This window comes from Pseudomonas sp. FFPRI_1 (genome assembly GCF_055384485.1).
The window spans coordinates 3,425,959-3,446,889 of sequence record NZ_AP029168.1 but is presented as its reverse complement, the minus strand read 5'-3'; the positions used below and the strand labels follow the sequence as shown (position 1 = coordinate 3,446,889).

At 65.2% G+C, this 20,931-nt stretch carries 20 protein-coding genes; 4 read left to right on the top strand and 16 right to left on the bottom strand.

The window, feature by feature from the left end:
• Window positions 1-20 precede the first annotated feature (20 nt).
• Complete coding sequence (locus ACZ5BO_RS15405; protein ID WP_025128170.1) at window positions 21-458, bottom strand: DUF3995 domain-containing protein; 438 nt, start codon at window positions 456-458, stop codon at window positions 21-23.
• A 96-nt stretch (window positions 459-554) separates the two neighbouring features.
• Here ACZ5BO_RS15405 and ACZ5BO_RS15400 point away from each other — a divergent pair, with 96 nt between their 5' ends.
• Together ACZ5BO_RS15400 and ACZ5BO_RS15395 are read left to right on the top strand one after the other, a co-directional pair.
• The gene (locus tag ACZ5BO_RS15400) at window positions 555-941 is read left to right on the top strand and encodes a DUF2946 domain-containing protein (protein ID WP_025128169.1); all 387 of its coding nucleotides are present in this window, start codon (window positions 555-557) and stop codon (window positions 939-941) included.
• Between the two features lie 88 nt (window positions 942-1,029).
• Window positions 1,030-3,165, top strand: coding sequence for a TonB-dependent receptor (locus ACZ5BO_RS15395; protein WP_464700805.1), 2,136 nt, complete (start codon window positions 1,030-1,032; stop codon window positions 3,163-3,165).
• 592 nt (window positions 3,166-3,757) lie between these two features.
• On the opposite strand, the gene ACZ5BO_RS15390 is transcribed toward ACZ5BO_RS15395, so the two are convergent.
• The 3 genes from ACZ5BO_RS15390 to ACZ5BO_RS15380 form a co-directional block, all read right to left on the bottom strand.
• On the bottom strand, window positions 3,758-4,774 hold the full coding sequence (locus ACZ5BO_RS15390; RefSeq protein WP_025128167.1) for an ABC transporter substrate-binding protein: 1,017 nt from the start codon (window positions 4,772-4,774) through the stop codon (window positions 3,758-3,760).
• A 133-nt stretch (window positions 4,775-4,907) separates the two neighbouring features.
• A complete protein-coding gene (locus tag ACZ5BO_RS15385; protein ID WP_464700803.1) occupies window positions 4,908-5,111 on the bottom strand; it encodes a hypothetical protein in 204 nt (67 codons plus the stop codon).
• Window positions 5,111-5,581 (bottom strand): hypothetical protein, encoded by a 471-nt coding sequence (locus ACZ5BO_RS15380; protein ID WP_025128165.1) that lies wholly within the window; start codon window positions 5,579-5,581, stop codon window positions 5,111-5,113. The genes ACZ5BO_RS15385 and ACZ5BO_RS15380 overlap by 1 nt, the downstream gene beginning before the upstream one ends.
• Before the next feature lie 670 nt (window positions 5,582-6,251).
• On the opposite strand from ACZ5BO_RS15380, the gene ACZ5BO_RS15375 reads away from it, so the two are divergent.
• Together ACZ5BO_RS15375 and ACZ5BO_RS15370 are read left to right on the top strand one after the other, a co-directional pair.
• Entirely contained in the window at window positions 6,252-6,482 is a 231-nt protein-coding gene (locus ACZ5BO_RS15375; RefSeq protein WP_025128164.1) for a hypothetical protein, read from the top strand.
• Between the two features lie 239 nt (window positions 6,483-6,721).
• Entirely contained in the window at window positions 6,722-6,961 is a 240-nt protein-coding gene (locus ACZ5BO_RS15370; protein ID WP_025128163.1) for a DUF2789 domain-containing protein, read from the top strand.
• Here the strand turns inward: ACZ5BO_RS15370 and ACZ5BO_RS15365 are convergent.
• The 12 genes from ACZ5BO_RS15365 to iolE all read right to left on the bottom strand — a co-directional run bounded on the left by ACZ5BO_RS15365 (window position 6,958) and on the right by iolE (window position 20,891).
• Window positions 6,958-7,176 (bottom strand): hypothetical protein, encoded by a 219-nt coding sequence (locus ACZ5BO_RS15365; RefSeq protein ID WP_029978304.1) that lies wholly within the window; start codon window positions 7,174-7,176, stop codon window positions 6,958-6,960. The genes ACZ5BO_RS15370 and ACZ5BO_RS15365 overlap by 4 nt on opposite strands.
• A gap of 119 nt (window positions 7,177-7,295) precedes the next feature.
• Window positions 7,296-8,534: a methyl-accepting chemotaxis protein gene (locus tag ACZ5BO_RS15360; RefSeq protein ID WP_464701280.1), complete on the bottom strand. Its 1,239-nt coding sequence runs from the start codon at window positions 8,532-8,534 to the stop codon at window positions 7,296-7,298.
• 764 nt (window positions 8,535-9,298) lie between these two features.
• Window positions 9,299-9,703: a TraR/DksA family transcriptional regulator gene (locus ACZ5BO_RS15355; RefSeq protein WP_011060892.1), complete on the bottom strand. Its 405-nt coding sequence runs from the start codon at window positions 9,701-9,703 to the stop codon at window positions 9,299-9,301.
• Between the two features lie 364 nt (window positions 9,704-10,067).
• The gene (locus ACZ5BO_RS15350) at window positions 10,068-11,090 is read right to left on the bottom strand and encodes an ABC transporter permease (RefSeq protein ID WP_464700799.1); all 1,023 of its coding nucleotides are present in this window, start codon (window positions 11,088-11,090) and stop codon (window positions 10,068-10,070) included.
• Window positions 11,091-11,160: 70 nt separating this feature from the next.
• On the bottom strand, window positions 11,161-12,714 hold the full coding sequence (locus tag ACZ5BO_RS15345; protein WP_464700797.1) for a sugar ABC transporter ATP-binding protein: 1,554 nt from the start codon (window positions 12,712-12,714) through the stop codon (window positions 11,161-11,163).
• A 70-nt stretch (window positions 12,715-12,784) separates the two neighbouring features.
• Window positions 12,785-13,711: a sugar ABC transporter substrate-binding protein gene (locus ACZ5BO_RS15340; RefSeq protein ID WP_025128159.1), complete on the bottom strand. Its 927-nt coding sequence runs from the start codon at window positions 13,709-13,711 to the stop codon at window positions 12,785-12,787.
• Window positions 13,712-14,087: 376 nt separating this feature from the next.
• Complete coding sequence (locus ACZ5BO_RS15335; RefSeq protein WP_025128157.1) at window positions 14,088-15,140, bottom strand: Gfo/Idh/MocA family protein; 1,053 nt, start codon at window positions 15,138-15,140, stop codon at window positions 14,088-14,090.
• A 103-nt stretch (window positions 15,141-15,243) separates the two neighbouring features.
• Window positions 15,244-16,254, bottom strand: a complete 1,011-nt coding sequence (iolG, locus tag ACZ5BO_RS15330; protein WP_464700795.1) for a bifunctional inositol 2-dehydrogenase/D-chiro-inositol 1-dehydrogenase — start codon at window positions 16,252-16,254, stop codon at window positions 15,244-15,246.
• A 34-nt stretch (window positions 16,255-16,288) separates the two neighbouring features.
• Window positions 16,289-18,226: a 3D-(3,5/4)-trihydroxycyclohexane-1,2-dione acylhydrolase (decyclizing) gene (gene iolD, locus ACZ5BO_RS15325; protein ID WP_464700793.1), complete on the bottom strand. Its 1,938-nt coding sequence runs from the start codon at window positions 18,224-18,226 to the stop codon at window positions 16,289-16,291.
• Between the two features lie 67 nt (window positions 18,227-18,293).
• Window positions 18,294-19,139, bottom strand: coding sequence for a TIM barrel protein (locus tag ACZ5BO_RS15320; protein ID WP_464700791.1), 846 nt, complete (start codon window positions 19,137-19,139; stop codon window positions 18,294-18,296).
• 40 nt (window positions 19,140-19,179) lie between these two features.
• Window positions 19,180-19,989 (bottom strand): 5-deoxy-glucuronate isomerase, encoded by an 810-nt coding sequence (gene iolB / locus ACZ5BO_RS15315; protein ID WP_464700789.1) that lies wholly within the window; start codon window positions 19,987-19,989, stop codon window positions 19,180-19,182.
• Entirely contained in the window at window positions 19,986-20,891 is a 906-nt protein-coding gene (iolE, locus tag ACZ5BO_RS15310) for a myo-inosose-2 dehydratase (RefSeq protein ID WP_464700787.1), read from the bottom strand. The genes iolB and iolE overlap by 4 nt, the downstream gene beginning before the upstream one ends.
• Between the last annotated feature and the right edge of the window lie 40 nt (window positions 20,892-20,931).

Sequence of the window (20,931 nt, the reverse complement as noted above, 5' to 3'; positions counted from 1 at the left end):
TCACGGCCCGCGTAATGGCCTCAGGCCCAGGCCAGCACCAGCAGCCCGGCCCCCAGCACCACACACAGGGGGGAATAGAACAGAGTGTCGAGGCGGGCGAATCTCGAGTCCCGCACTTCTTTGAAAAAACCCACCAGCTCGGAGTCGCCAATGGCCCGGGCGAACATCAGCAGGGCAATGCCGCTGATCACCCACTGCAGCGAGGGGTGGGTCACCGTCGGCAAGTAGAGCCCGACCCGCAGGCACACCAGCATCGCCACCAGCAGCAGCCCCACCGCCACCAGCAGCGTGGCCAAGGTCGGGGGCCGGAACGCCGGCTGGGTCTGGCCGGGAACCGGTCCCGGCACCTCGGGTATCACCGCATCACTGCCACGTTTGCCGCCAGCGGCCCAGTACAGATGGATCAGGCTGGTCATCAGGAAAATGCCGGCCACCCCCTGTGCGAGCAGAAGATTCATGTTCAGACGTCCGTGTAGAAAATGTCGCTGAAGAATGGACCCGATTGCTCGTTTTTGTAAGTACGTTCGTCGCCGTCGATGGTAAAGTGCCGCCCCATGAAATTCGCCCGTTCCGATCGCTCGCTCGTTGCCTGGATGCTCTACTGCTGCGTCCTGTTCAACGTGTTCGCCTGCAGCATCGGCCACGGGCAGATGCTGGGCATGCAGCTCAACGGCATCGGCGGGCAGTTCTGCAGCGTTGATCCCAACACCCAGGCGCCGCTGCAGCAACCCGCCGACCAGGGCTCCCTGCCGACCCTGTCCAAGGCCTTTGGCTGCCCGCTGTGCTCCAGCGGTGGCATGGGCCCGGCGCTCAACTCCAGCGTCAACCTGGCGCTGCTGCCGCAGCCCCAGGCGCCGCCAGTGGCGGCCCAGGCCCAGCCTCACCTTCCCGCCCGCTTTACCTGGCCCACGGCCCATCCCCGGGCACCGCCCCTCGCCTGATTCTTGCTCGAGCTCAACCTGCCCACTGCGCCTTTTGCGCGGCGCGCGTTCGTGGGCCCTTTCCTAGCCAAGAATTCAGGATGCACCGATGAAACACCTACCTTTGCTGGCCAGCCTGCTGGGCTGCCTGTCCGTCAATGCCTGGGGCCAAGCGGGCCTCGAACTGGCCCCCACCACCATTGGCGCCGAAGAACCGGACGCCGAGCCCGGCCTGTCCCTGGAGCAATCCAGCGGCATGGCCTCGCGCCTCGGCCTGAGCCTGCGCGAGACGCCGGCCTCGGTGGCCGTGGCCAATCGCCAGGACATCGAGCGCCGTGGTGCCCAGACCTTCCAGGACGCCGCCAACACCCTGCCCGGGGTCAATGCCAGCGCCCCGCCGGGCTTCGGCGGATTCATCTCCTACCGGGGCTTCACCAGCAGCCAGATCACCCAGATGTTCAACGGCATCAATGTCGCCACCGGCCTGGCAAGGCCGGTGGACGCCTGGATCTACGACCGGGTGGAACTGGTGGGCGGGCCTTCGTCGCTGATCAATGGCGCCGGCTCCGTGGGCGGCTCGCTGAACTACGTGACCAAGCTCGCCGAGCGGCGCGACCAGGCCGCCGAGGGCCTGCTCAGCTACGGCAGCTACGACACCACCCAGAGCGCTTTCGGGGTCAACCATCGGTTGAGCCCCGCCGGCGCCGAGACCCAGCACTACGCGCGCCTGGATGTCAGTCACAACACCAGCAACGGTTACATCGACCGCCAGCAGCGCGACGCCTGGAGCCTGGCGTTCTCCCTGCTCAGCGACCTGACCCCGGACCTGTCCCACACCCTGGCGCTGGAATACCAGGACGAGCACGAGGACAGCCCCTACTGGGGCACCCCGGTGCGCAACCCCAAGGCCGGCGAGATGAAGATCGACCGGCACAACCGCTTCAACAACTACAACGTCGCCGACGGCCTGTATGAACAGCGCACGGTGTGGCTGCGCTCGATCATCGACTACCGGATCAGCCCCGACACCAGCTTGCGCAACACCCTCTACCACCTGGACAGCCAGCGCGACTACCGCAACCTGGAGACCTACCAGTACAACGCCGACAACAGCCGGGTGGACCGCTCCACCGCCTACCTGGTACGGCACCAGGGCGCGCAGAGCGGCAACCAGTTCGAACTGCGCCACGAGGACCGGCTGCTGGGCCTCGACACCACCTGGTCCACAGGCTTCGAATACAAGGTCAACAGCAGCACTAACTCGCCAGCGAACGTACCGGCCAGGAACAGCGTCGACCCGGACAACTTCCAGCCCGGGTATTTCTACGGCCTGCCGGGCACGCGCCAGGGCTGGGTCAAGGACAAGACCAACCAGGTCACCACCCGGGCGCTGTTCATCGAGAATCGCCTGGCCCTGAGCGATGAACTGTCACTGCTCAGCGGCCTGCGCTACGACGCCATCGACCTGGACGTGACCAACCATCGGCTGGTCACCGCCAGCAATCCACGCCACCTGAAACGCAGTTGGGAGCCGGTCACCGGACGCCTCGGGCTGACCTGGCAGTTCCTCCCCAGTGCCAATGTCTACGTGCAGTACAGCACGGCCGCCGAACAGCCCAGCGGCCCGCAGAACTTCGAGGTGTCCACCGGCAAGCAATGGGAAGTGGGGAGCAAGTTCGACTACCTGGATGGACGCGGCACGGCGACCCTGGCGGCCTACCGCATCGAGCGCAAGGACTTCGCCGTGACCGATCCACTGGACCCGGCCAACAGCCTGCCGGTGGGTCAGCAGACCTCGAAGGGCATCGAACTGGCCAGCTCCCTGCGCATCACCCCCAAGCTGCTGGCCGAGACCAACTTCGCCTGGGTGGATGCCGAGTACGGCGAGTTCAACGAGAAAGTCGCCAGCGGCGCGGTGGTCTCGCGCAAGGGCAACACCCCGACCAACGTCCCGCGGCGGGTGGCCAACCTGTGGCTGACCTACGACCTGGCCCCGAGCTGGCAGACCGGGGTCGATGCGCGCTACGTGGCTTCGGTGTACGCCGACAACGCCAATACCCTGACCCTGCCCGCCTACACCCTGTATGGCAGCTTCCTGCGCTACCAGGTCGACAGCCACACCAGCATCACCGGCCGGGTGCGCAACCTGACCAACGAGACCTATGGCAAGTTCGCCCATGTATCGCCGGCTTATTACCTGGGTACGCCACGCACCTTCGAACTGGCGGTGCAGACCCGCTTCTGATCCGGCTGCGCGCGTAGGGGCTGGCGCATGGCTTGCGGGCCGGTTCGCCGGCAAGCCGGCTCCTACGGGGACATCGCGGGGTGTCAGGACGAACGTAGGAGCTGGCTTGCCAGCGAAGCTTCGGGGCTCGCGCATGTCGCGCGGGCCTGTTCGCCGGCAAGCCGGCTCCTACGGGATTATCGCGGGGTGTCTGGGCGAGCGTCGGAGCTGGCTTGCCAGCGAAGCTCCGGGGCTCGCGCCTGTCACGCGGGCCAGTTCGCCGGCAAGCCGGCTCCTACGGGATTATCGCGGGGTGTCAGGGCGAGCGTAGGAGCTGGCTTGCCAGCGAAGCTCCGGGGCTCGCGCATGTCAGGCGGGCCTCTTCGCCGGCAAGCCGGCTCCTACGGGATTATCTCGGGGTGTCAGGGCGAACGTAGGAGCTGGCTTGCCAGCGAAGCTTCGGGGCTCGCGCCTGTCACGCGGGCCAGTTCGCCGGCAAGCCGGCTCCTACGGGGAGATCGCGGGGTGTCAGGGCGAACGTAGGAGCTGGCTTGCCAGCGAAGCTCCGGGGCTCGCGCATGTCGCGCGGGCCTGTTCGCTGGCAAGCCGGCGCCTACGGCAGGGAGGCGGCGACTTTGGCGGCGATGTCCTCGGGCAACCAGTTGCGCCAGAGGTCTGGGTGCTGCTTGAGGAAGGCCTGGGCCGCGTCACGAGGGGCGCTGTGGTTTTCACTCATCTGTGCCAGGGCCTGGTTCAGGGGATCGATGGGCAAGTCGACCTGGTTGAAAAAGGCCACCAGCTGCGGGTACTGCTTCTGGAACGGCGCGGACACGCCAATCGACAGCTTCGAGGCCAGGGAGCGGCTCGGGCGCGGGTTGGGGTGGTCGGCGTCGGTCAGGGTCTTCCAGGCCTCGGCGTCGAAAGGCGGCTCCTCCAACTGCACCAGCTTGTAGCGCCCGAGCAAGGGCGTGGGCGACCAGTAATAGAACAGGATCGGTTTGCCACGGCGGATCGACGAGCTGATCTCGGCGTCCAGGGCCGCGCCGGAACCGCTGCGGAAATTCACGTAGCTGTCCTGCAGGCCATAGGCCTTGAGCTTCTGCTGGTTGACGATTTCCGAGGTCCAGCCGATCGGGCTGTTGAGGAAGCGGCCCTTGCTCGGGTTCTCCGGGTCCTTGAACACCTCCTTGTAGCGCGCCAGGTCGGTCACGCTGCGCAGCTCCGGCGCCAGGGCCTTGATGCCCCTGGCCGGATCGCCCTTGATCACGTATTCCGGCACCCACCAGCCTTCGGTGGCGCCCTTGACCGTGTCCCCCAGGGCCACCACCTTGCCTTCGGCCTCGGCCTTGACCCAGACAGGGCTGCGGCCGGCCCACTCTTCACCGATCACTTGGATGTCGTTGTTGGCCAGGGCGGTTTCCAGGGTGATGGTGGTGCCGGGCAAGGTGTCGGTGGGCAAGCCGTAGCCACGCTCGACGATCACCCGCAGGATCTCGCTGATCAGGCTGCCGCTTTCCCAGTTCAAGTCGGCGAAGTGAATCGGCTGCGGCGCCGCTCCTGCCGCCTGAGGCGTACTCAAGGCGGCCAGGGTCAACAGGCTGCCGGCCAGCAGCGCTCGAAATCCTTTCATCGGGATACACCTCTTGCAGTCGGGACGGGGCAACGGGTCTTGCCGTGACTCACGCAAGGCCCCTGAAGCTTTAAGTCAACTGACTGTAGTAGAGGTTCCGCATTTGCAATCCTGGATCATCCCAGGCCGGCCTTCAGGGATCCGCCGGCTCCTGCAGCCGCTGCAACTCGCGGCGCACCATGCTGGCGTAGGCCGCCGGGCGCAGGTTGTACAACTGGGCGGCCACCCAGTTCAGCCAGGCCCCCTGCAATTGGGCCTTGCTGGCGAACAGGCGCTGGGCCTCGTCGCAGGCCGCCTGCTGGTGCATCTGGTGAAATTCGGCGCGACTCTGGCTCATCACTCGCTGGCCTTGAAGCTCACCAGTTCGCCCTTGCGGAATTTCGCGGCCTTGCTGGCCACCGCCTTCAGGGTCTTGCTCAAGCCTTCCTGCAGTTGCTCATTGGCGGCGAAAACCATCACCACCGAATGCCCTTCCCGGAACACGATCCCCTGCCCCTGCGGGCTGCTGACAAAGGCATAGTCCCCCAGGCCGTAGACCGTCAGCTTGATCTCGCGAAAGCGGATCTCCAGCTTGCCGCCTTCCCGGCTGGGCAACACCGCTGCGCGAAAATGATCGCCGACCTTGAGCTCCAGGCGCGGCTTGTCGTCCACCACCAGTGCCGTCTCGGTATCGATCTCGGCGATGTAGAAGCCTTCGGCGGATTGTTCGGTGATGTAGACAAAACGGGATTGGAACTGTTTGACCAGCTTTGCGCGCAAATCGCCCAAAACGAACAACGCATGCATTTCAAGATTACTTACTGCCAAGGAACACTCCCCGATACTCAAAATGGTGCCGCCCGAGGAAAAACGGACAGCACAAAAAAACCGCCATGACGGCGTGGTCACCTCAATCACTGACCTAAAAAACACACAAATGAACCTGGCACTCCCGGCCACGGCGCTGGTACCGGCACTGAGCAAGGGGCATTTCGCCGATGCACCAGGCAGATGTCGAAGGCTTGAGGAGTAGGCTCTGGAACCCTGCAAAGCGTGGCGGCGCGACATCCGGGACGAGGGCAGAAACAGGCTCCAGGCCTGGAGGCCCCCGGGTCATGCGTCCAACAATCGACAGCCGCTTCGGGTTGCAGAGGCAATTCTAGAGCAACTTAGTGCATTTCGACTATTTAAAGCGATCGACCTCGGCACACTCGAGCATTGATACAAAGGTCACTCTTGCACTGCAACAGGTAACGTTGCCCGGAGTCGCCGCTCGAACGTCCCTTATTACCCCCACACATACTCTGCAACTGTGGCCTGTATTGTTGAAGTCCATCACAAGAAGTTTCCACGTAGATCATCAGAATAATCTCCGCCTGGAGTCCAGATGACATAACTCAGCCCGCCGCCACGCAACAACTGCCATACTCTGCCATTGGTTGGGCCTGGGCCCCTGGCACAGGTTCAGCACTCACTCATCTCCAAGGGAAGGCTAGAAGTGACCGAACTAGATATTGGCGAGTTTTTCATTCGTGGCGAGTGCAGAGAAGTCGAAGGCGAGTTCCAAGCCGTGATTGCCATGCGCGCCAAACCCCCACTGACCCAGATCACCTTCCACCAGGTGGAACGCGATCGCTGGTTCAAGACCGCTGAAGAAGCCATGACGGCGGCCCGGGAATCCGCCAAGGCCCTCAAGCTGGCCATCGACCAGGGCGCCCTGAACGCCTGATTGCCTGACGCGCTCGCCAAGGACCCGGCGGCGCGACCGCGACCCAGGCGAGATCCGCTCAAGCGCATCATGACGATAAGCTTGCAGCCAGTGACTCGCCTGCACGCCCTGCCCCCGCACCGCGCCTCCCCCTCTTTCCCCTGCCGTGCCCCGCCCACTGCGATCGAACTTGCACGTCGCCAGTGCCTCAGATGCTCAGAGGCAACGATTGGGTTGCCCCATCAAGCCAGGAGATCAGCATGCAAGCACCGACCCATACCCTCGAAGGCCTGTTCGACCAACTGGGCCTGGATTCGAGCCCGGCCGCGATTGAGGCCTTCATTGCCCGGCATTCGCCCCTGGGCGAAGACCGCAAGCTGGTGGATGCCCCGTTCTGGAGCGCGCCCCAAGCGGCCTTCCTCAAACAGCAACTGCAGGCAGATGCCGATTGGGCACCGGTGGTCGATGAACTCAACCTGCGCCTGCACCAGGCAGGCTAGGCAGAATGCTTGAGGGGCTGCTGGCCAGGTTGGCACTGCGCCAATTGTTCCTGCCAGGCCTGCCGGCACTCCTCGGCTTCGCTGCGGCTGGCAAAGGCGGTGCCGCGCTGCTCGCCATTGACCAGCACCACCCAGCACGCCTTGCGCCCCAGGGCCCGCAGCGCACTCGGTACGCCACTGCCTATCATCACTGCCACATCGACTTTGCTGTGCATGGAGCCTCCTCGGCGAATTAGTTAGCTGCCTAACGATATCGGCATACTAATCACTTCGGCGCTCCTGAAACAGGCGGTTTGTGCACAGCAGCGTTACCTGCCTGGTAACAATCGCGTCTTCAGGCGGTGCTGCGCGGTGGCGCCTGCTCGGGTTTATAGCCCAGGCGCAGGCCACCCCAGTGCCGGCCACGGACCATGATCGGCACCGACAGGTCGTGCATCAGTTCACCGGTATCCCGGGTGTAGGTCTGCAGCAACAGCGGTTGCTGGTGGCTGCCACAACGGATGCCGGTGCGGTCGGAGAACTTGCGCTTGCTGCGGTTGTGCAGATTGTCGACCTGCGGGTCACCGGTCAGTGGCTGGGAGAACACCGTGTTGTGGGTCGGCACGTACCCTTCCTGGGTGCAGGCAATGGCGAACACCAGGCCGTCATGGCGTGGCAACAGCGATTCCTGGATCGGCGGCAGCACCTGATCGGTGTAGCGGTCGAAGCGGGTCTGGTACTTGGCCGGGTCGGTATTGGCGATCACCTGGTAGTGCCGGTCGAACAGGTCGTCGAGGCTGATGCGGTTCTGCTCCAGGTCCGCCTCGAACTGCTCGGCGATGCGCCGCGCGCCTTCGCGAGCCAGGTCATAGATGCGCTGGTGATAGTCGTCCAGCCCGACCACGGCCAGGCGTTCGCTGATGGTTTCCGCCTGCCCTTCCATCTGCACCGCGGCCTCGGCCAGGCGACGGGTCTGCTGGTCGCTGACCGCCAGGTCGCTGCGCATCTGCTCCACGGCATGGAACAGGCTGTCCAGTTGCTCGCGATTGGTCTCGGCGCCGCGGGCGATCTCGCTGACCTGCTCTTCCACGCCCGCCGCCAGACGGGCGATGTTATCCAGGTGACGGCCGGTGTGTTCCACCTGCTCGACCCCCAGATTGAGGTCGTCCGATAGCTGGCGGATCTGCTCCACCACATCACTGGTGCGTTGCTGGATATCCGCCACCATCACCCCGACCTCATCGGTGGCGGTGGCCGTGCGTCCGGCCAGCCCGCGCACCTCGTCGGCGACCACCGCAAAACCGCGACCGTGTTCCCCGGCCCGGGCTGCCTCGATCGCGGCGTTCAGGGCCAGCAGATTGGTCTGGCTGGCAATGGACTGGATCACCAGGGTCACCCGCTGGATTTCCTCGCTGCGCTGGCTCAGGGCCTCGATCAGCTCGCGGCTGCCATTGGCCCGCTGGCTCAGCGAATGCATGCGGTTGATCGACTCGCCCAGCACCGTACGCCCTTCGGCGCTGCTGGCATGGGCCTCGCTGGCGGCCCCCAGGGCCTGCTGGCTGAGCTGCGAGGTGGCCTGTTCGGTCTTGATCATCACCTGAGCGTTGCCGACGATGCGCGCCGCCGCGTCCAGTTGCGATTGCAGCTTGCTGGCCAACTGGGTCACCGAATAGGCCACCCCCGCCGCCGACAGCGCGTTATGGGTGGTGCTGTAGGACAGGTCGCGGGTCAGGCTGGAAAGCTCGTTGTCCGCGCTGGCCACAGGCGCCGCCGGCACCTTGCGGGTGCGCAGCCGCGGCAACCAGACCACCAGCACCGCCAGGGGCAGGCACACATACAGCGACCAGCCGCCCAGCGCCTGGGCACTGAACAACCCCATCAACGCCGCGCTCTGCAGCGACGGCGCCCACCAACGGGCGGCAGCGGGTGCTGCCAGCGGTTGCGCGACAGGCACCGCTAGAGATCCTTCTCTTGACATCGGGGTCACCCCATTTCGTTCTAATTGTTTGCCAGCATTAGACGCCACTAGAAGGCCATTATCCATGGTCCATTAGTAGGAAAAAAAGCAGCGGCAAGCGTCGAGCCACAAGCAGCAAGCATTGTGTGCCGGGCATTATTCATGGGTCTGGGAAGGCGGGGGTTGCAGGAGATCAATGAAAAGCAGCGGCAAGCGGCAAGTTTGTAGCGGCAAGCAAGCGGGGGGAGTTGGAGATGGGGGCGGTGGGCGCGCTCCTTGCGCCCGGACTGGCGATGCTTCAAGCGTGTGGATCAGATCCGATCTGAGGAAGGCGATCTGGGAAACTCATTGGCCCGATGCCCCTCTTGCCGCTTGAAGCTTGCAACCTGAAGCTGCTGTTATCAGGCCTGACGCTGATGCTTGTCGATCTGCTCGTGGCGCTCTTGGGCTTCGATGCAGTACTTGGTGGTCGGGCTGATCAGCAGGCGCTTGAGGCCGATCGGCTCGCCGCTGTCGTCGCACCAGCCAAAGCTGTCGTCGCTGATCCGGCCCAGGGCCTGCTCCAGTTGCGGCAGCATGCGCTGGTCGCGATCAATGGCGTTGACCAACCAGGTGCGCTCTTCTTCGACAGAAGCAGCGTCGGCCGGGTCAGCCGGGGTGTCCAGGCTTTCAATGGCGATCCGGTTCTGTTCGATGCGCTCGTGGGTTTCCACCTTCATGGCTTGCAACAGATCGCTGAAAAAAGCGTGCTGCTCGGCATTCATGTAGTCATCCGCCGGCATGGCCAGCAACTTTTCCTTGGTCATTGATTTCTCTATAAAAAATACGTGCATTAAGGCGAATTCAAACTGTTTCCGGTTGACCCGTCAGGTCATCAGAAAGGCGCCATACCTTCCAAGCGCCACCCGGCACTCAATTTACGAGGGGCGGCAGTCTAAGGCCGGTTTGAGGGCGCAGCAACTGAAATGACAGTCAATCTGTCCGACAAAGCTGGCAAAGCCCGCAATTGCGGGCTTTGGTGGCGTCTATCGGAGTGCGTTTATAACAAAAAATTCCATATGCGCAGGTCTGTTAGAAGACAAACGGCAGTGCCGCGCAGCGGATTGCTGCCTGTGCAGCGGTGCAATAGAGCGTATTTCCCAGGCGTTTTGCAAGCGCCAATGAAAGGTTTCAGCGTTTGAGCTTGCGCTTGTTGCGGTACTGGTCGATGACCACCGCCGCGACAATGATCAAGCCCTTGATGATGTCCTGGATATAGGCATCGACGCCGACGAAGGTGAAGCCGCTGGCCATGACCCCGAGGATCAGCGCACCGATCACCGTGCCAGTGATGCGCCCCACCCCGCCGGCCAGGCTGGTGCCTCCGATCACCGCAGCGGCGATGGCATCCAGTTCGTAGGACATGCCCATCCCGGCCTGCCCCGTGGCCGCCCGCGCCGAGGCCACCACCCCGGCCAGCCCCGCCAGCAGCCCGGCGATGCTGTAGACGATCACCAGGTGGCGCTTGACGTTGATCCCCGAGGTGCGCGCCGCCTGCATGTTGCCGCCAATGGCGTAGGTGTACTTGCCGTACCGGGTATAGCGCAGGGCGATGTGGAAGATCACCGCCACCACCAGGAAGATCACCACCGGCATCGCCCCATGCCCGATCGCCGTGTAGGAGTCGGACAGCATGCTCACCGGCTGGCCCTGGGTGTAGTAGCGCGCCAGGCCCCGGGCCGAAACCATCATCCCCAGGGTGGCAATAAAGGGTGGAATGCCGGTCAGGGCAATCACGCTGCCGTTGATGGCCCCCGCCAGCAGGCCGACGCCGAGCCCGGCCAGCACCGGGATCCACACCGGCAGGTCGGTCAGTGAAGGGAACACCGCGCGGCTGAAGTCCGAGGTCTGGGCCAGGCTCGCGGCGATCATCGCCGACAAGGCCAGCACCGAGCCGGACGACAGGTCGATGCCGGTGGTGATGATCACCTGGGTCACGCCGATGGCCAACAGGCCGATCACCGACACCTGGAGGATCATCAGCACCAGGCGCTGGGAGTTGAGCAGGAAGCTCTGGTCGCGAACGATCCAGCCGAACAGCTCGAACACCAGAGCGATGCCGATCAATACCAGGAGGATGCTCAGTTCACTGGGCAGCCGCCGACGGCGCTTGTGCGTCGCCACTGCCGGTTTGTTTTGCAAAATTGCGTTCATAACCCGTCCACCTTGATCAAGGCCGCCACCGGCGCGAATCACCCCGCTGCGGCGCCCATCGGTTGAATGTCTAGTGCACCCGGTCCAGGCCCGAGGCCAGTTGCATGACCCGCTCCTGGGTCGCCTCGCAACGGTCCAGGGTGCCCATCAGTTGGCCCTCGTGCATGACCATGACCCGGTCGCTCATGCCCAGGACCTCGGACAGTTCCGAAGAAATCATGATCACCGCCATGCCTTCCTCGGCGAGGCTGGCGATCAAGCGGTAGATCTCGGCCTTGGCCCCGACGTCGATGCCCCGGGTCGGCTCGTCGAGGATCAGGATCCGTGGCTGGGTCATCAGCCAGCGCGCCAGCAGCGCCTTCTGTTGATTGCCGCCGGACAGGGTGTCGATGCACTGCTCCAGGGACGGGGTCTTGACCCGCAGCTTGCGGCACATGTCTTCGCACAGGGCGCGCAAGGCCTTGTGCCGGACGAAGCCACCACCGGCGTAATGGGGCAGCACCGCCACCTCCATGTTTTCCAGGACCGACAGGCAGGGAAACAGGCCGCTGAGCCGACGGTCCTCGGTCAGCAGGGCAAAGCCCTGGCTGATGGCCATGTGGGGTTCGCGGATATGCAGCACCTGGCCGTCGAGGTGCACCTGCCCGCCATCGCTGGGGGTGATGCCGAACAGGGTCTCCGCGACGTTGGTCCGGCCCGAGCCCATGAGCCCGGCGATGCCGAGGATTTCCCCGGCGTGCAGGTCGAACGACACGCCGTCGAACACCCCGTCCAGGCGCAGGTCGCGGACTTTCAGCAGGCATTCGCCGATGGGTTGCTCACGCACCGGAAACAGCTGGCTCAGCTCACGCCCCACCATCATCGAGATCAGGCTGTCGCCGTCCAGGCTGTCGGCCCGTTGCAGGCCGATGTAGGCGCCGTCGCGCAGCACCGCCACTTCATCGGCGATGGCAAACACTTCGTTCATCTTGTGGGTGATGTAGATGATGCCCTTACCCTGGGCCTTGAGGTCGGCAATGATCGAGAACAGGTGCGTCACCTCCTTGTCGGTGATGGCCGAGGTCGGCTCGTCCATGATCAGCACGTCGGAGTCGTAGGACACCGCCTTGGCGATCTCCACCATCTGCCGTTCAGCGATGCTCAGGCTGCCCACCAGCTCTTGCGGGTCCAGGTCGATGCGCAGGCGCGCAAGCAAGGCACTGGTGCGCTGGTGCATGCCCCGGTGGTCGATCATGCGCAGGCTGTTGAGCGGTTCACGGCCGATCCAGATGTTCTCGGCGATGCTCATGTGAGGCATCAGGTTGAGCTCCTGGTGAATCATCGCGATGCCTGCCTGCAAGGCCGCCAGCGGCGAGCCGAAAACCACCGGGCGGCCCTTGAGCCGCAGCTCGCCGGAGTCGGGCGAGTAGATGCCGGCGATGATCTTCATCAGCGTCGACTTGCCGGCACCGTTCTCCCCCATCAGCGCCAGCACCGTGCCGGGGCGCACCCGCAGTTGCACCTCGGACAGGGCCACCACCCCGGGAAAGCCCTTGCTGACGTTGATCACTTCCAACAGATATGGCCCGGTCACCGGCGCCGCGGACAGCGGCCCCGGATGGGCAAGACTCGAAGCAGCGTTCATGATCGGCGACTCCGGCAGCCGGGCATCGAGGCCGCCCGGCCAGCGTGATGAAGGTTGAAGGACAGGCCGGCTATTTGAACTGGGCGACGTTTTCCGGGGTGATCAGGCGATAGGGAATCCACACCGCCGCCTCCACCGGTTGCTGCTTGACCATCTTCACCGCGGTCTCCACCGAGCCCTCGGCCTGGCCCTTGGCATCCTGGAACACCGACACCGCCAGTTCGCCGCGCTGCACCGCCCGCAACCCGTCAGGCGTGCCGTCGACCCCGGCGATCAGCACACTGCCCTTGGCCACTCCCGCCTGGTTCAGGGCCATGGCTGCGCCAATGGCCATCTCATCGTTGTTGGCCACCACCGCATTGAACTGGCGGCCCTGGGTCAGCCAGTCGTTGACCAGGGTCATGCCCTTGTCCCGCAGCCAGACCCCGGTCTGCTCCTGGTCGATCTTGATTCCCGGGTACTGGGCCAGCACCTCCTTGACGCCCTTGGTGCGATTGGCCGTGGAGTTGTTCGCCAGGTCGCCAAGGAGAATCACGATGCTGCCCTTGCCGCCCATTTTCTCGGCCAGGTACTGCATCTGCATCTTGCCCGCCTCCAGGTCGTCGGAGGCCACGGTGACCACGCCCTTGGGCAGGTTCAGGTCATCGGGGCGGCGGTTGACGTAGACCAGGGGAATCCCGGCCTTGACCGCCGCCTCGGTGATCTTGCGGGTGGCGGCGGTGTCCACCGGGTTGACCACGATGGCGTCGACCTTCTGGCTGATGAAGCTTTCCACCTGGCTCAGTTGCTTGACCACGTCGCTGCGGGCGTCCTCGAATTGCAGCTGGACTGCGTCGGGCATGGCCTTGGCCTTCTGGTCCATGGACTCGCGCAGGTAGGTCAGCCAGGTGTCGTCGAACTGCGACATGCTCACGCCGATTCTCACCTGGGCCAGCGCCGCGCCGCTGAACAGCATCAGCGCCAGGGCCAGGGAAACCACTCGGGTCTGGATAGTCATCAAGGGTCTTTCTCCATCATTCTTGTTGGTTTTCATGGATGAGCCGCCGCCGCGCCTCAGGCCGGCGAGTACAGGATGGGAGCACCGGGCATGCAGCACAGCAGGGTTCCCCGGTGCTCGACGCACAAGCAACCGAGCATGGACAACCAGCAGGAGGACCAGAGAACGCGAGGCAGCTCGCGAAATGAGAGGGCATGTGCGCGGGACAGCCGTTGCACAACACAGCGAAAGGTTTTCATCGACGGCACCTGTTTGTTCTTGTTGGTTGGTTCTCAAGTCTTCAAGCGCGGCTTGAAGGGCCTGGAAACCTTGATAGTCGGCAACCTGGAAACGACTTTATTGGAAAATAATTTCCATATCAACTCATTTTAGAATTTTATTCTATTTCCTTTTCAGCCTCGCCAAACCCGGCCATTTCCACCACCTGGCGGTGCAGCGCACTGCGCCTCGCGGCGTCCAGCACCCGGGTGGTGGCCAGGGCTTCGGCGGCCGTCACCGGCACCTCGCCGCGCCCCTGCAGCGCCTCCAGCAGTTGCCGATAGAAGCACGGCCAGGCGCCGCGCTCGGATGGCACCCGCTGGCGTTCGCTGCCCTGCTCGAACCAGCCCCAGCGCCGATGCTCCTCCACGCCCCAGTGCTCGCCTTCGCTGGCCGGCGACAAACCGGCCAGCAGCGCCTGCTCCTGGCCGTCGAGGCCGTCCACGGTGTAGCAGCCGGCACTGCCGGTGAGGCGAAAACGCGGACCCGGGCTGTTTTGCAGGCCACTGCCCGCCAGGTGTGAAACCACGCCATTGACGTGGCTCAGGGAGACAAAGAAGCCATCGTCCAGGGACGGTTCCGGGCCGCAGTACTGCAGCTCGGCATAAACCCGCGCCACCGGGCCGAACAGCAGCAAGGCCTGGTCCACCAGGTGGCTGCCGAGGTCCCGCAGGAAACCGCCGCCACTGGGGCTGGCGGCCTGCTGCGGCACATAGCGCTCGATGCGTGATTCGAAACGGCTGATGCGCCCCAGGGTGCCGCGCGCAAGCAGCGTGCGCAGGGTCAGAAAATCCGCGTCCCAGCGCCGGTTCATGTACACCGCCAAGGGCACCTGGCGCCGGGCGGCGGCGTCGATCATCCGTCGCGCCTGGTGCGCATCGCTGGCAAAGGGCTTGTCGCTGACCACCGCCACACCGCGCTCGATGGCCTCCAGCACCAGCGCCGGGCGGCCCTCCAACGGTGTGGAAATCACCAGCACATCAACCCCCGCCTGCACCAGTTGCCCAAGGCTGTCGAACGCCATTACCGCGGGGTGATCCTCGGCCAGCAAACGTCGGCGCCCGGGGTCGCGGGTCACCACCCCCACCAGCGTGGCGCCGGCCAGGCTGGCCAGCAGCGGTGCATGAAAAAACCGGCCGCCATGGCCGTATCCCACCAGTCCTATCCGCATGACCTCTCCTTGCAGTGACGGCTGCGCCCATGGTGCCTGGCCTTCCTCGCAATGCCGGGAAGGCAGGCCCGCAAACCGCAGCCCTCGGCCGAGGGACGGCACCTCAACCGTAGAAAGCCGGGCGTTGGGGCAGGTGCACCGGGACAATCGCCCCGCTCTCCTGAGCCTGGATGCAGGCATCGGCGGCCACCGCCGCGGCAAAGCCGTCCCAGGCCGACGGCCCCCCCACCTGCCCGGCCTGCACGCTGTCGATAAAGGCCTGCAGCTCGACGTCATAGGCGGCAATGAAGCGGTCTTTCCAGTCCATCAGGATCGCGTTGGACAGCTTGGCCTCGCTGCGCAACTGCACCTGGGACGGCTCCGGCAGGCGGGCAATGCCGCTCTCGCCCACCACTTCACACTGGATGTCGTAGCCGTACTGGCAATTGACGAATATCTCCACGTCGATCCGCGTGCCCCTGGCGGTCTCCAGCAACACGATCTGCGGGTCACGCAACTGGGCGTGGGCCTTGCGGGTCTGGCGCGGGAACAGCACCTGCACCGACACATAGTCGTCGCCCAGCAGCCAGCGCAGCACGTCCAGTTCATGGATCAGGGTGTCGGTGATGGCCATGCCGGTCTGGTAGTTTTCCCCCACCCGCGGGTTGCGGTGGGCGCAGTGCAGCATCAGCGGCTCACCGATCCGCCCGCTGTCGAGCACCGCCTTGAGCGCCTGGTAGCCGGCGTCGTAAGGCCGCATGAACCCCACCTGCACCAGGCGCCGGCCGTGGGCGATCTCGGCCTCGACGATGCGCCGGCAGCCCTCGGCAGTCACCGCCAGGGGCTTTTCGCAGAACACCGGCTTGCCGGCGGCAATCGCTGCCAGCACGAACTCCTCGTGGCTCGGCCCCCAGGATGTGACCAGCAGCGCCTGCACCTCCGGCGCCCTGATCAGGGCCTGGCCATCCGGGTAGACCTCGGCGTCGAGCCCGAGCTCGCCCACGACCCTGGCCGCCTGTTGCAAGTTGATGTCGGTCACCGCCACCACCCGACTGCCGCGCAGGGTCTGGCTGCAACGACGGATGTGATCCTGGCCGATGGCCCCGGTACCGATGACGCCTAGCTGCAAAGACATGGACCTACTCCTGTGATGGTGGATGCCCGCGCGGTCAGTACTGCCGCGCCTTGGCCAATTGCTGGTTGATCCGCTGGGCCGCCGCGGCAACCCGCTCACTGGTGGAAACCTCGGCCACCGCCACGTGCCACCAGGACAGGTAGCCGTGGATCATGGTCTTGGGCAGTACCTTGATGTCGATCAGGGTCGACACCGTCTGGCGCCGGGCATCGGCCAGGGCTTCATGCAATTGCGCGAGGCTGCTGACCTTATAGGTCTTGCAGCCATAGGCCGCGGCGCTCATGGCGTAGTCCACCGGGATCAGGCCGCCATCGAGCTGGCCGCTGTCCGGGTTGCGGTAGCGGAATTCCGTGGCGAAGCTGTCCTGGCCCTGGCCCAGCTGCAGGTTGTTGATGCAACCGAAGGCCATGTTGTCCAGCAGCACCACATTGATCTTGCGCCGCTCCTGGATCGAGGTGACCAGTTCCGAGTGCAGCATCAGGTAGGAACCATCGCCCACCAGGGCATAGACCTCGCGTTCGGGCTCGGCGAGCTTGACCCCCAGGGCCGCACTGATCTCGTAGCCCATGCACGAGTAGCCGTACTCCACGTGATAGGTGTTGACCCCCTTGCTGTGCCAGCTGCGCTGCAGGTCGCCGGGCAGGCTGCCGGCGGCGGCAACGATCACCGCCTGATCGCCCAGGGTCTGGTTGAGCACCCCGAGCACCTGGCTCTGGGTCAGGCAGGATCCGGTCAGTTCGATGAACTCGCGCAGCACGGCAGGGTCCAGCGAATCTTCGACTTCCGGGACAAACCCGGCAGCCTGGTACTGCACGCCATGGAGCCGTTCCACCTCCGCTTCCAGCTGGGCCTTGGCCGCCTCGACCTGCCCGCCCCAGGCGGCACCATAACCGCTGCCCGCCAGGCCCTCGGCCAGGGCCTGGAGGCCGCACCGGGCATCCGCCAGCAGTTGCACGCCGTCGAGCTTCAAGGCATCGCCAGGGTTGACGTTGAGGTTGAGAAAGCGCACCTCGGGGTGCTGGAACAACCACTTCGACGAGGTGGTGAAATCGCTGTAGCGGGTGCCGACGCCGATGATCAGGTCCGCTTCCCGGGCCAGCAGGTTGGCCGCCAGGCACCCGGTTTCGCCGATGCCGCCGACATTCAACGGATGGCTGGAGAGCAGCGCGCTCTTGCCGGCCTGGGTCTCGGCCACAGGGATCGCAAAGCGCTCGGCAAAGGCCTGCAGCGCCTGGTTGGCCCCGGCGTACTTGACCCCGCCGCCACAGATCAGCAGCGGCTTGCGCTTGCCCCGCAGCAGCGCCACGGCGTCAGCCAGCATGGCCTCGGTGGGCGGCCGGCGCTCGATGCGATGCACCCGCCGGGCAAAGAAGCTCAAGGGGTAGTCATAGGCTTCGGCCTGCACGTCCTGGGGCAGCGCCAGGGTCACCGCGCCGGTTTCCGCCGGATCGGCGAGTACCCGCATGGCCTGCAGCGCGGCGCTCATCAACTGCTCCGGGCGGTTGATCCGGTCCCAGTACTTGCTCACCGCCTTGAAGGCATCGTTGGTGCTGATGCCCAGGTCATGGAACTGCTCGATCTGCTGCAGCACCGGGTCCGGCTGGCGGCTGGCGAACACGTCCCCGGGCAACAGCAGCAAGGGAATGCGGTTGGCCGTGGCGGTGGCCGCGGCAGTCAGCATATTGGCCGCGCCGGGGCCCACCGAAGCGCTGCAGGCATAGACCTGGCGCCGCAGCCGCTGCTTGGCGAAGCCGATGGCGGCGTGGGCCATGCCCTGCTCGTTGCGCCCCTGATGCACCTGCAGCCCGCCGGGATCCTGCTGCAGGGCCTGGCCCAGCCCCAGTACGTTGCCATGGCCGAAGATGCAGAAGACCCCGGCGACGAAGCGCTCCTGAACCCCATCCACCTCGAGGTACTGGTTGTCGAGAAATTTCACCAGGGCCTGGGCCATGGTCAATCGAATCGTGCTCATGTCTGTTCCCTGCAAGAAAAACCACGCTAGGCCCGCACCCCGTCACCGCCGGCGCGGGCTCTGATCCTCATGCCCCTGCGAGCCGCCCGGCGCCTGGAATGGCGGCCTTCAGGTGATCGATGCTGGCCTGGAGCGCCTGGCGGATGTCCGGCAGCTCATGGACGCTGGCAGCAAAAGGCTCGAACGACAGGTAGCCGGCATAGCCGCCCTTGAGCAGCGCGGCGATCTGCTCGGGATTGCCGAGAACGTCTGCCTCGCCCACCAGCACCCGGTGGCTGTCCTGCAGGTCGGCCAGGCTGCTGCCCCGCGTCTCGACGCCGGAGATGTGCACCAGCCCGGTGAGTTCGGCAAACAGCTCGGGCTGCCCCGCCAGCGTGTGGTGGAAGGTATCGTGCACCAAGCGCAGCACATCCAGCCCGCCGCAGGCCTGCATGGCCTCCAGCGCCACACGTTTGGAGCGCAGGGCGCTCTGCTCAAAACCCAGGGGTTCGACCAGGCCGCGCAGGCCATGGCGCCGCAGGACCGGAGCGATCTGCCCCAGGGCCTGACCCAGGCCGGCCGCGCGCTGGGCGTCGGTGCGCGAGTCAGCGGCCTCGTTGAGCGGGCACAGCACCAGCCCCTCGGCGCCGCAAGCCACGGCGTAGGCCACCAGTTGCAGCAATTGCCGCTGGCGCTCGGGGTTCCACAGGTCGAAGGGGTACAGCGCGTTGATCGACAGCACCCTGATGCCGCGCTCGGCGCACCATTGGCGCACCTGTTCGGGCGCGGTGCCGTCCTCGATCTCCAGGCCCTCAAGGTCGTTGCGCAGCTCGATCGCGTCGATCTCCAGGGCAACGGCCAGGTCAAGGAACTCGGGCAGTGACAACTGCGGTGCAACCATTCGGTTCAAGGCAAAACGCAAGGGGTGATGCATGGTCCTGACTCTCCCACGGGGCATTGGCCAAGCAAGGGTTTCAGAGGTCCAGCAGCCAGCTGTGCTGCGGATCGTTATGGAACTGCCAGACCCGCTTCGGCCCGGCCATGACATTCAGGTAATAGGACTCGTAGCCATAAGGCACGCTGACCGGGTGGTAGCCCTTGGGCACCACCACCAGGTCGTGGTGCTCCACCGCCATGGCCTGGTCGATGCTGCGATCGTCGGTGTAGACCCGCTGGAACACGAAGCCCTGGGGCGGGTGGACCTGGTGGTAGTAGGTTTCCTCGAGAAAGCTCTGGCGCGGCCAGTCATCGGTGTCGTGCTTGTGCGGCGGGTAGCTGGAGGAGTGCCCCGACGGCGTGCGCACCTCCACCACCAGCAGCGAATGGGCCGGCTCGCTGTCCGGCAGGATGTCGCAGACATAGCGGGTGTTGGCGCCCCGGCCGCGCACGCTGCGCTTGCACTGTTCCGGGCGGATCAACCGTGGCCCCAGGCCGGCCTCGCGGGAGCCGGGGGCAGCGCAGACGGCGATCTGCACCTCGCTCAGGGCGCTGACCTGCACCTGAGTATCCGGCGGCAAGTAGGCGGCGAACGGCGACAGCTCCTCGAACACCGAATGGCGCTCGCCGAGATTGTCCCACTGAAACCGGCCCTGCCCCGGCGTCTCGCCGTGGATATCCACCCGCCCGCTGAGCAACACCAGGCACAACTCGCGGTCACCGGCACTCAGCGCCAAGCGCTCGCCAAGGCTCAGGCGGTAGGCGGCGAACCCCACGTAGTGCAATGCGCCGTCCGTGAGCTGGACCAGGGTCCGGCCGGTGGCGGCCGCCTTCTGCAACAGGCTCATTGGCCAGCCCTCCCTGGCCGGGCGCGGTCGAGCAAGGCGCGCAGCGTGTCGTAGCCCTTCTGGGCATAGGCCTGGCTGGGAGCGACTGCCGGATCCTGCTCGGCCTCCACCACCAGCCAGCCTTGATAACCGGCGTCCAGCAGCACTTCCAGCAAGGCCGCGAAGTCGATATCGCCGTCGCCGGGCACGGTGAAGGTGCCGTTGATGATGCAATCGGGAAAGCTCCAGAGGTTATTGCGTGCCAGTTGCACCACCGCCTTGCGCACGTCCTTGAAGTGCACATGGCAGACCCGGTCGATGTGCCGGCGCAGTACTGCCAGGGGGTCACCGCCGCCCATGTAGCAGTGGCCCGAATCGAACAGCAGACCGACCTCGGGGCCGGTGCGCCGCATCAGCTGGTCGATGTCGGCGGCGGATTCGACATAGGCGCCCATGTGGTGGTGATAGGCCAGGCGCACCCCCTGGGACAGGGTGAAACGCGCAAGCTCGGTGAGCTTGTCGGCGTAGTCCTGCCAGGCCTGTTCGGAATGAAAGCGCGGGCGCTCCACCAGGGCAATGGGCTGGCCCTGGATCGAATCGGCGACCTCGCCGTAGACCAGCACCGTGGCGCCGTTGTGTGCCAGCAGTTGCACATGGGCGGCGATGGCATCGATCTCCTGCGCCACCGAACGCCTGGCCAGGCGGCTGGAATACCAGCCCGACACCAGGGCCAGGCCGTAGGGCCGCAGCACATCGGCCACGCCCTGGGCGTCCCGGGGGAACTTGCCGTTGAGCTCAAAGCCTTCGTAGCCGATGGCCTGGCCCTCGGCCAGCGCCGTCTCCAGGGGTGTTTCCCCGCCCAGGAACGGCAGGTCGTCGTTGCTCCAGGAGATCGGGTTGATGCCAATTCGAATCGCGGGCATGGCTGCACCTTTTATTGTTGTTCAGATAACGCTTGAAGAT

Bases quoted from the DNA above. Each gene is read 5' to 3' on its own strand.
- iolB (WP_464700789.1), bottom strand. From the start codon at position 19,989: ATGAGCCTGTTGCAGAAGGCGGCCGCCACCGGCCGGACCCTGGTCCAG.
- ACZ5BO_RS15370 (WP_025128163.1), top strand. From the start codon at position 6,722: ATGCAAGCACCGACCCATACCCTCGAAGGCCTGTTCGACCAACTGGGC.
- ACZ5BO_RS15345 (WP_464700797.1), bottom strand. From the start codon at position 12,714: ATGAACGCTGCTTCGAGTCTTGCCCATCCGGGGCCGCTGTCCGCGGCG.
- iolD (WP_464700793.1), bottom strand. From the start codon at position 18,226: ATGAGCACGATTCGATTGACCATGGCCCAGGCCCTGGTGAAATTTCTC.
- ACZ5BO_RS15400 (WP_025128169.1), top strand. From the start codon at position 555: ATGAAATTCGCCCGTTCCGATCGCTCGCTCGTTGCCTGGATGCTCTAC.
- ACZ5BO_RS15320 (WP_464700791.1), bottom strand. From the start codon at position 19,139: ATGCATCACCCCTTGCGTTTTGCCTTGAACCGAATGGTTGCACCGCAG.
- ACZ5BO_RS15395 (WP_464700805.1), top strand. From the start codon at position 1,030: ATGAAACACCTACCTTTGCTGGCCAGCCTGCTGGGCTGCCTGTCCGTC.
- ACZ5BO_RS15385 (WP_464700803.1), bottom strand. From the start codon at position 5,111: ATGAGCCAGAGTCGCGCCGAATTTCACCAGATGCACCAGCAGGCGGCC.
- iolG (WP_464700795.1), bottom strand. From the start codon at position 16,254: ATGTCTTTGCAGCTAGGCGTCATCGGTACCGGGGCCATCGGCCAGGAT.
- iolE (WP_464700787.1), bottom strand. From the start codon at position 20,891: ATGCCCGCGATTCGAATTGGCATCAACCCGATCTCCTGGAGCAACGAC.
- ACZ5BO_RS15355 (WP_011060892.1), bottom strand. From the start codon at position 9,703: ATGACCAAGGAAAAGTTGCTGGCCATGCCGGCGGATGACTACATGAAT.
- ACZ5BO_RS15360 (WP_464701280.1), bottom strand. From the start codon at position 8,534: ATGATCAAGACCGAACAGGCCACCTCGCAGCTCAGCCAGCAGGCCCTG.
- ACZ5BO_RS15340 (WP_025128159.1), bottom strand. From the start codon at position 13,711: ATGACTATCCAGACCCGAGTGGTTTCCCTGGCCCTGGCGCTGATGCTG.
- ACZ5BO_RS15405 (WP_025128170.1), bottom strand. From the start codon at position 458: ATGAATCTTCTGCTCGCACAGGGGGTGGCCGGCATTTTCCTGATGACC.
- ACZ5BO_RS15390 (WP_025128167.1), bottom strand. From the start codon at position 4,774: ATGAAAGGATTTCGAGCGCTGCTGGCCGGCAGCCTGTTGACCCTGGCC.
- ACZ5BO_RS15350 (WP_464700799.1), bottom strand. From the start codon at position 11,090: ATGAACGCAATTTTGCAAAACAAACCGGCAGTGGCGACGCACAAGCGC.
- ACZ5BO_RS15365 (WP_029978304.1), bottom strand. From the start codon at position 7,176: ATGCACAGCAAAGTCGATGTGGCAGTGATGATAGGCAGTGGCGTACCG.
- ACZ5BO_RS15335 (WP_025128157.1), bottom strand. From the start codon at position 15,140: ATGCGGATAGGACTGGTGGGATACGGCCATGGCGGCCGGTTTTTTCAT.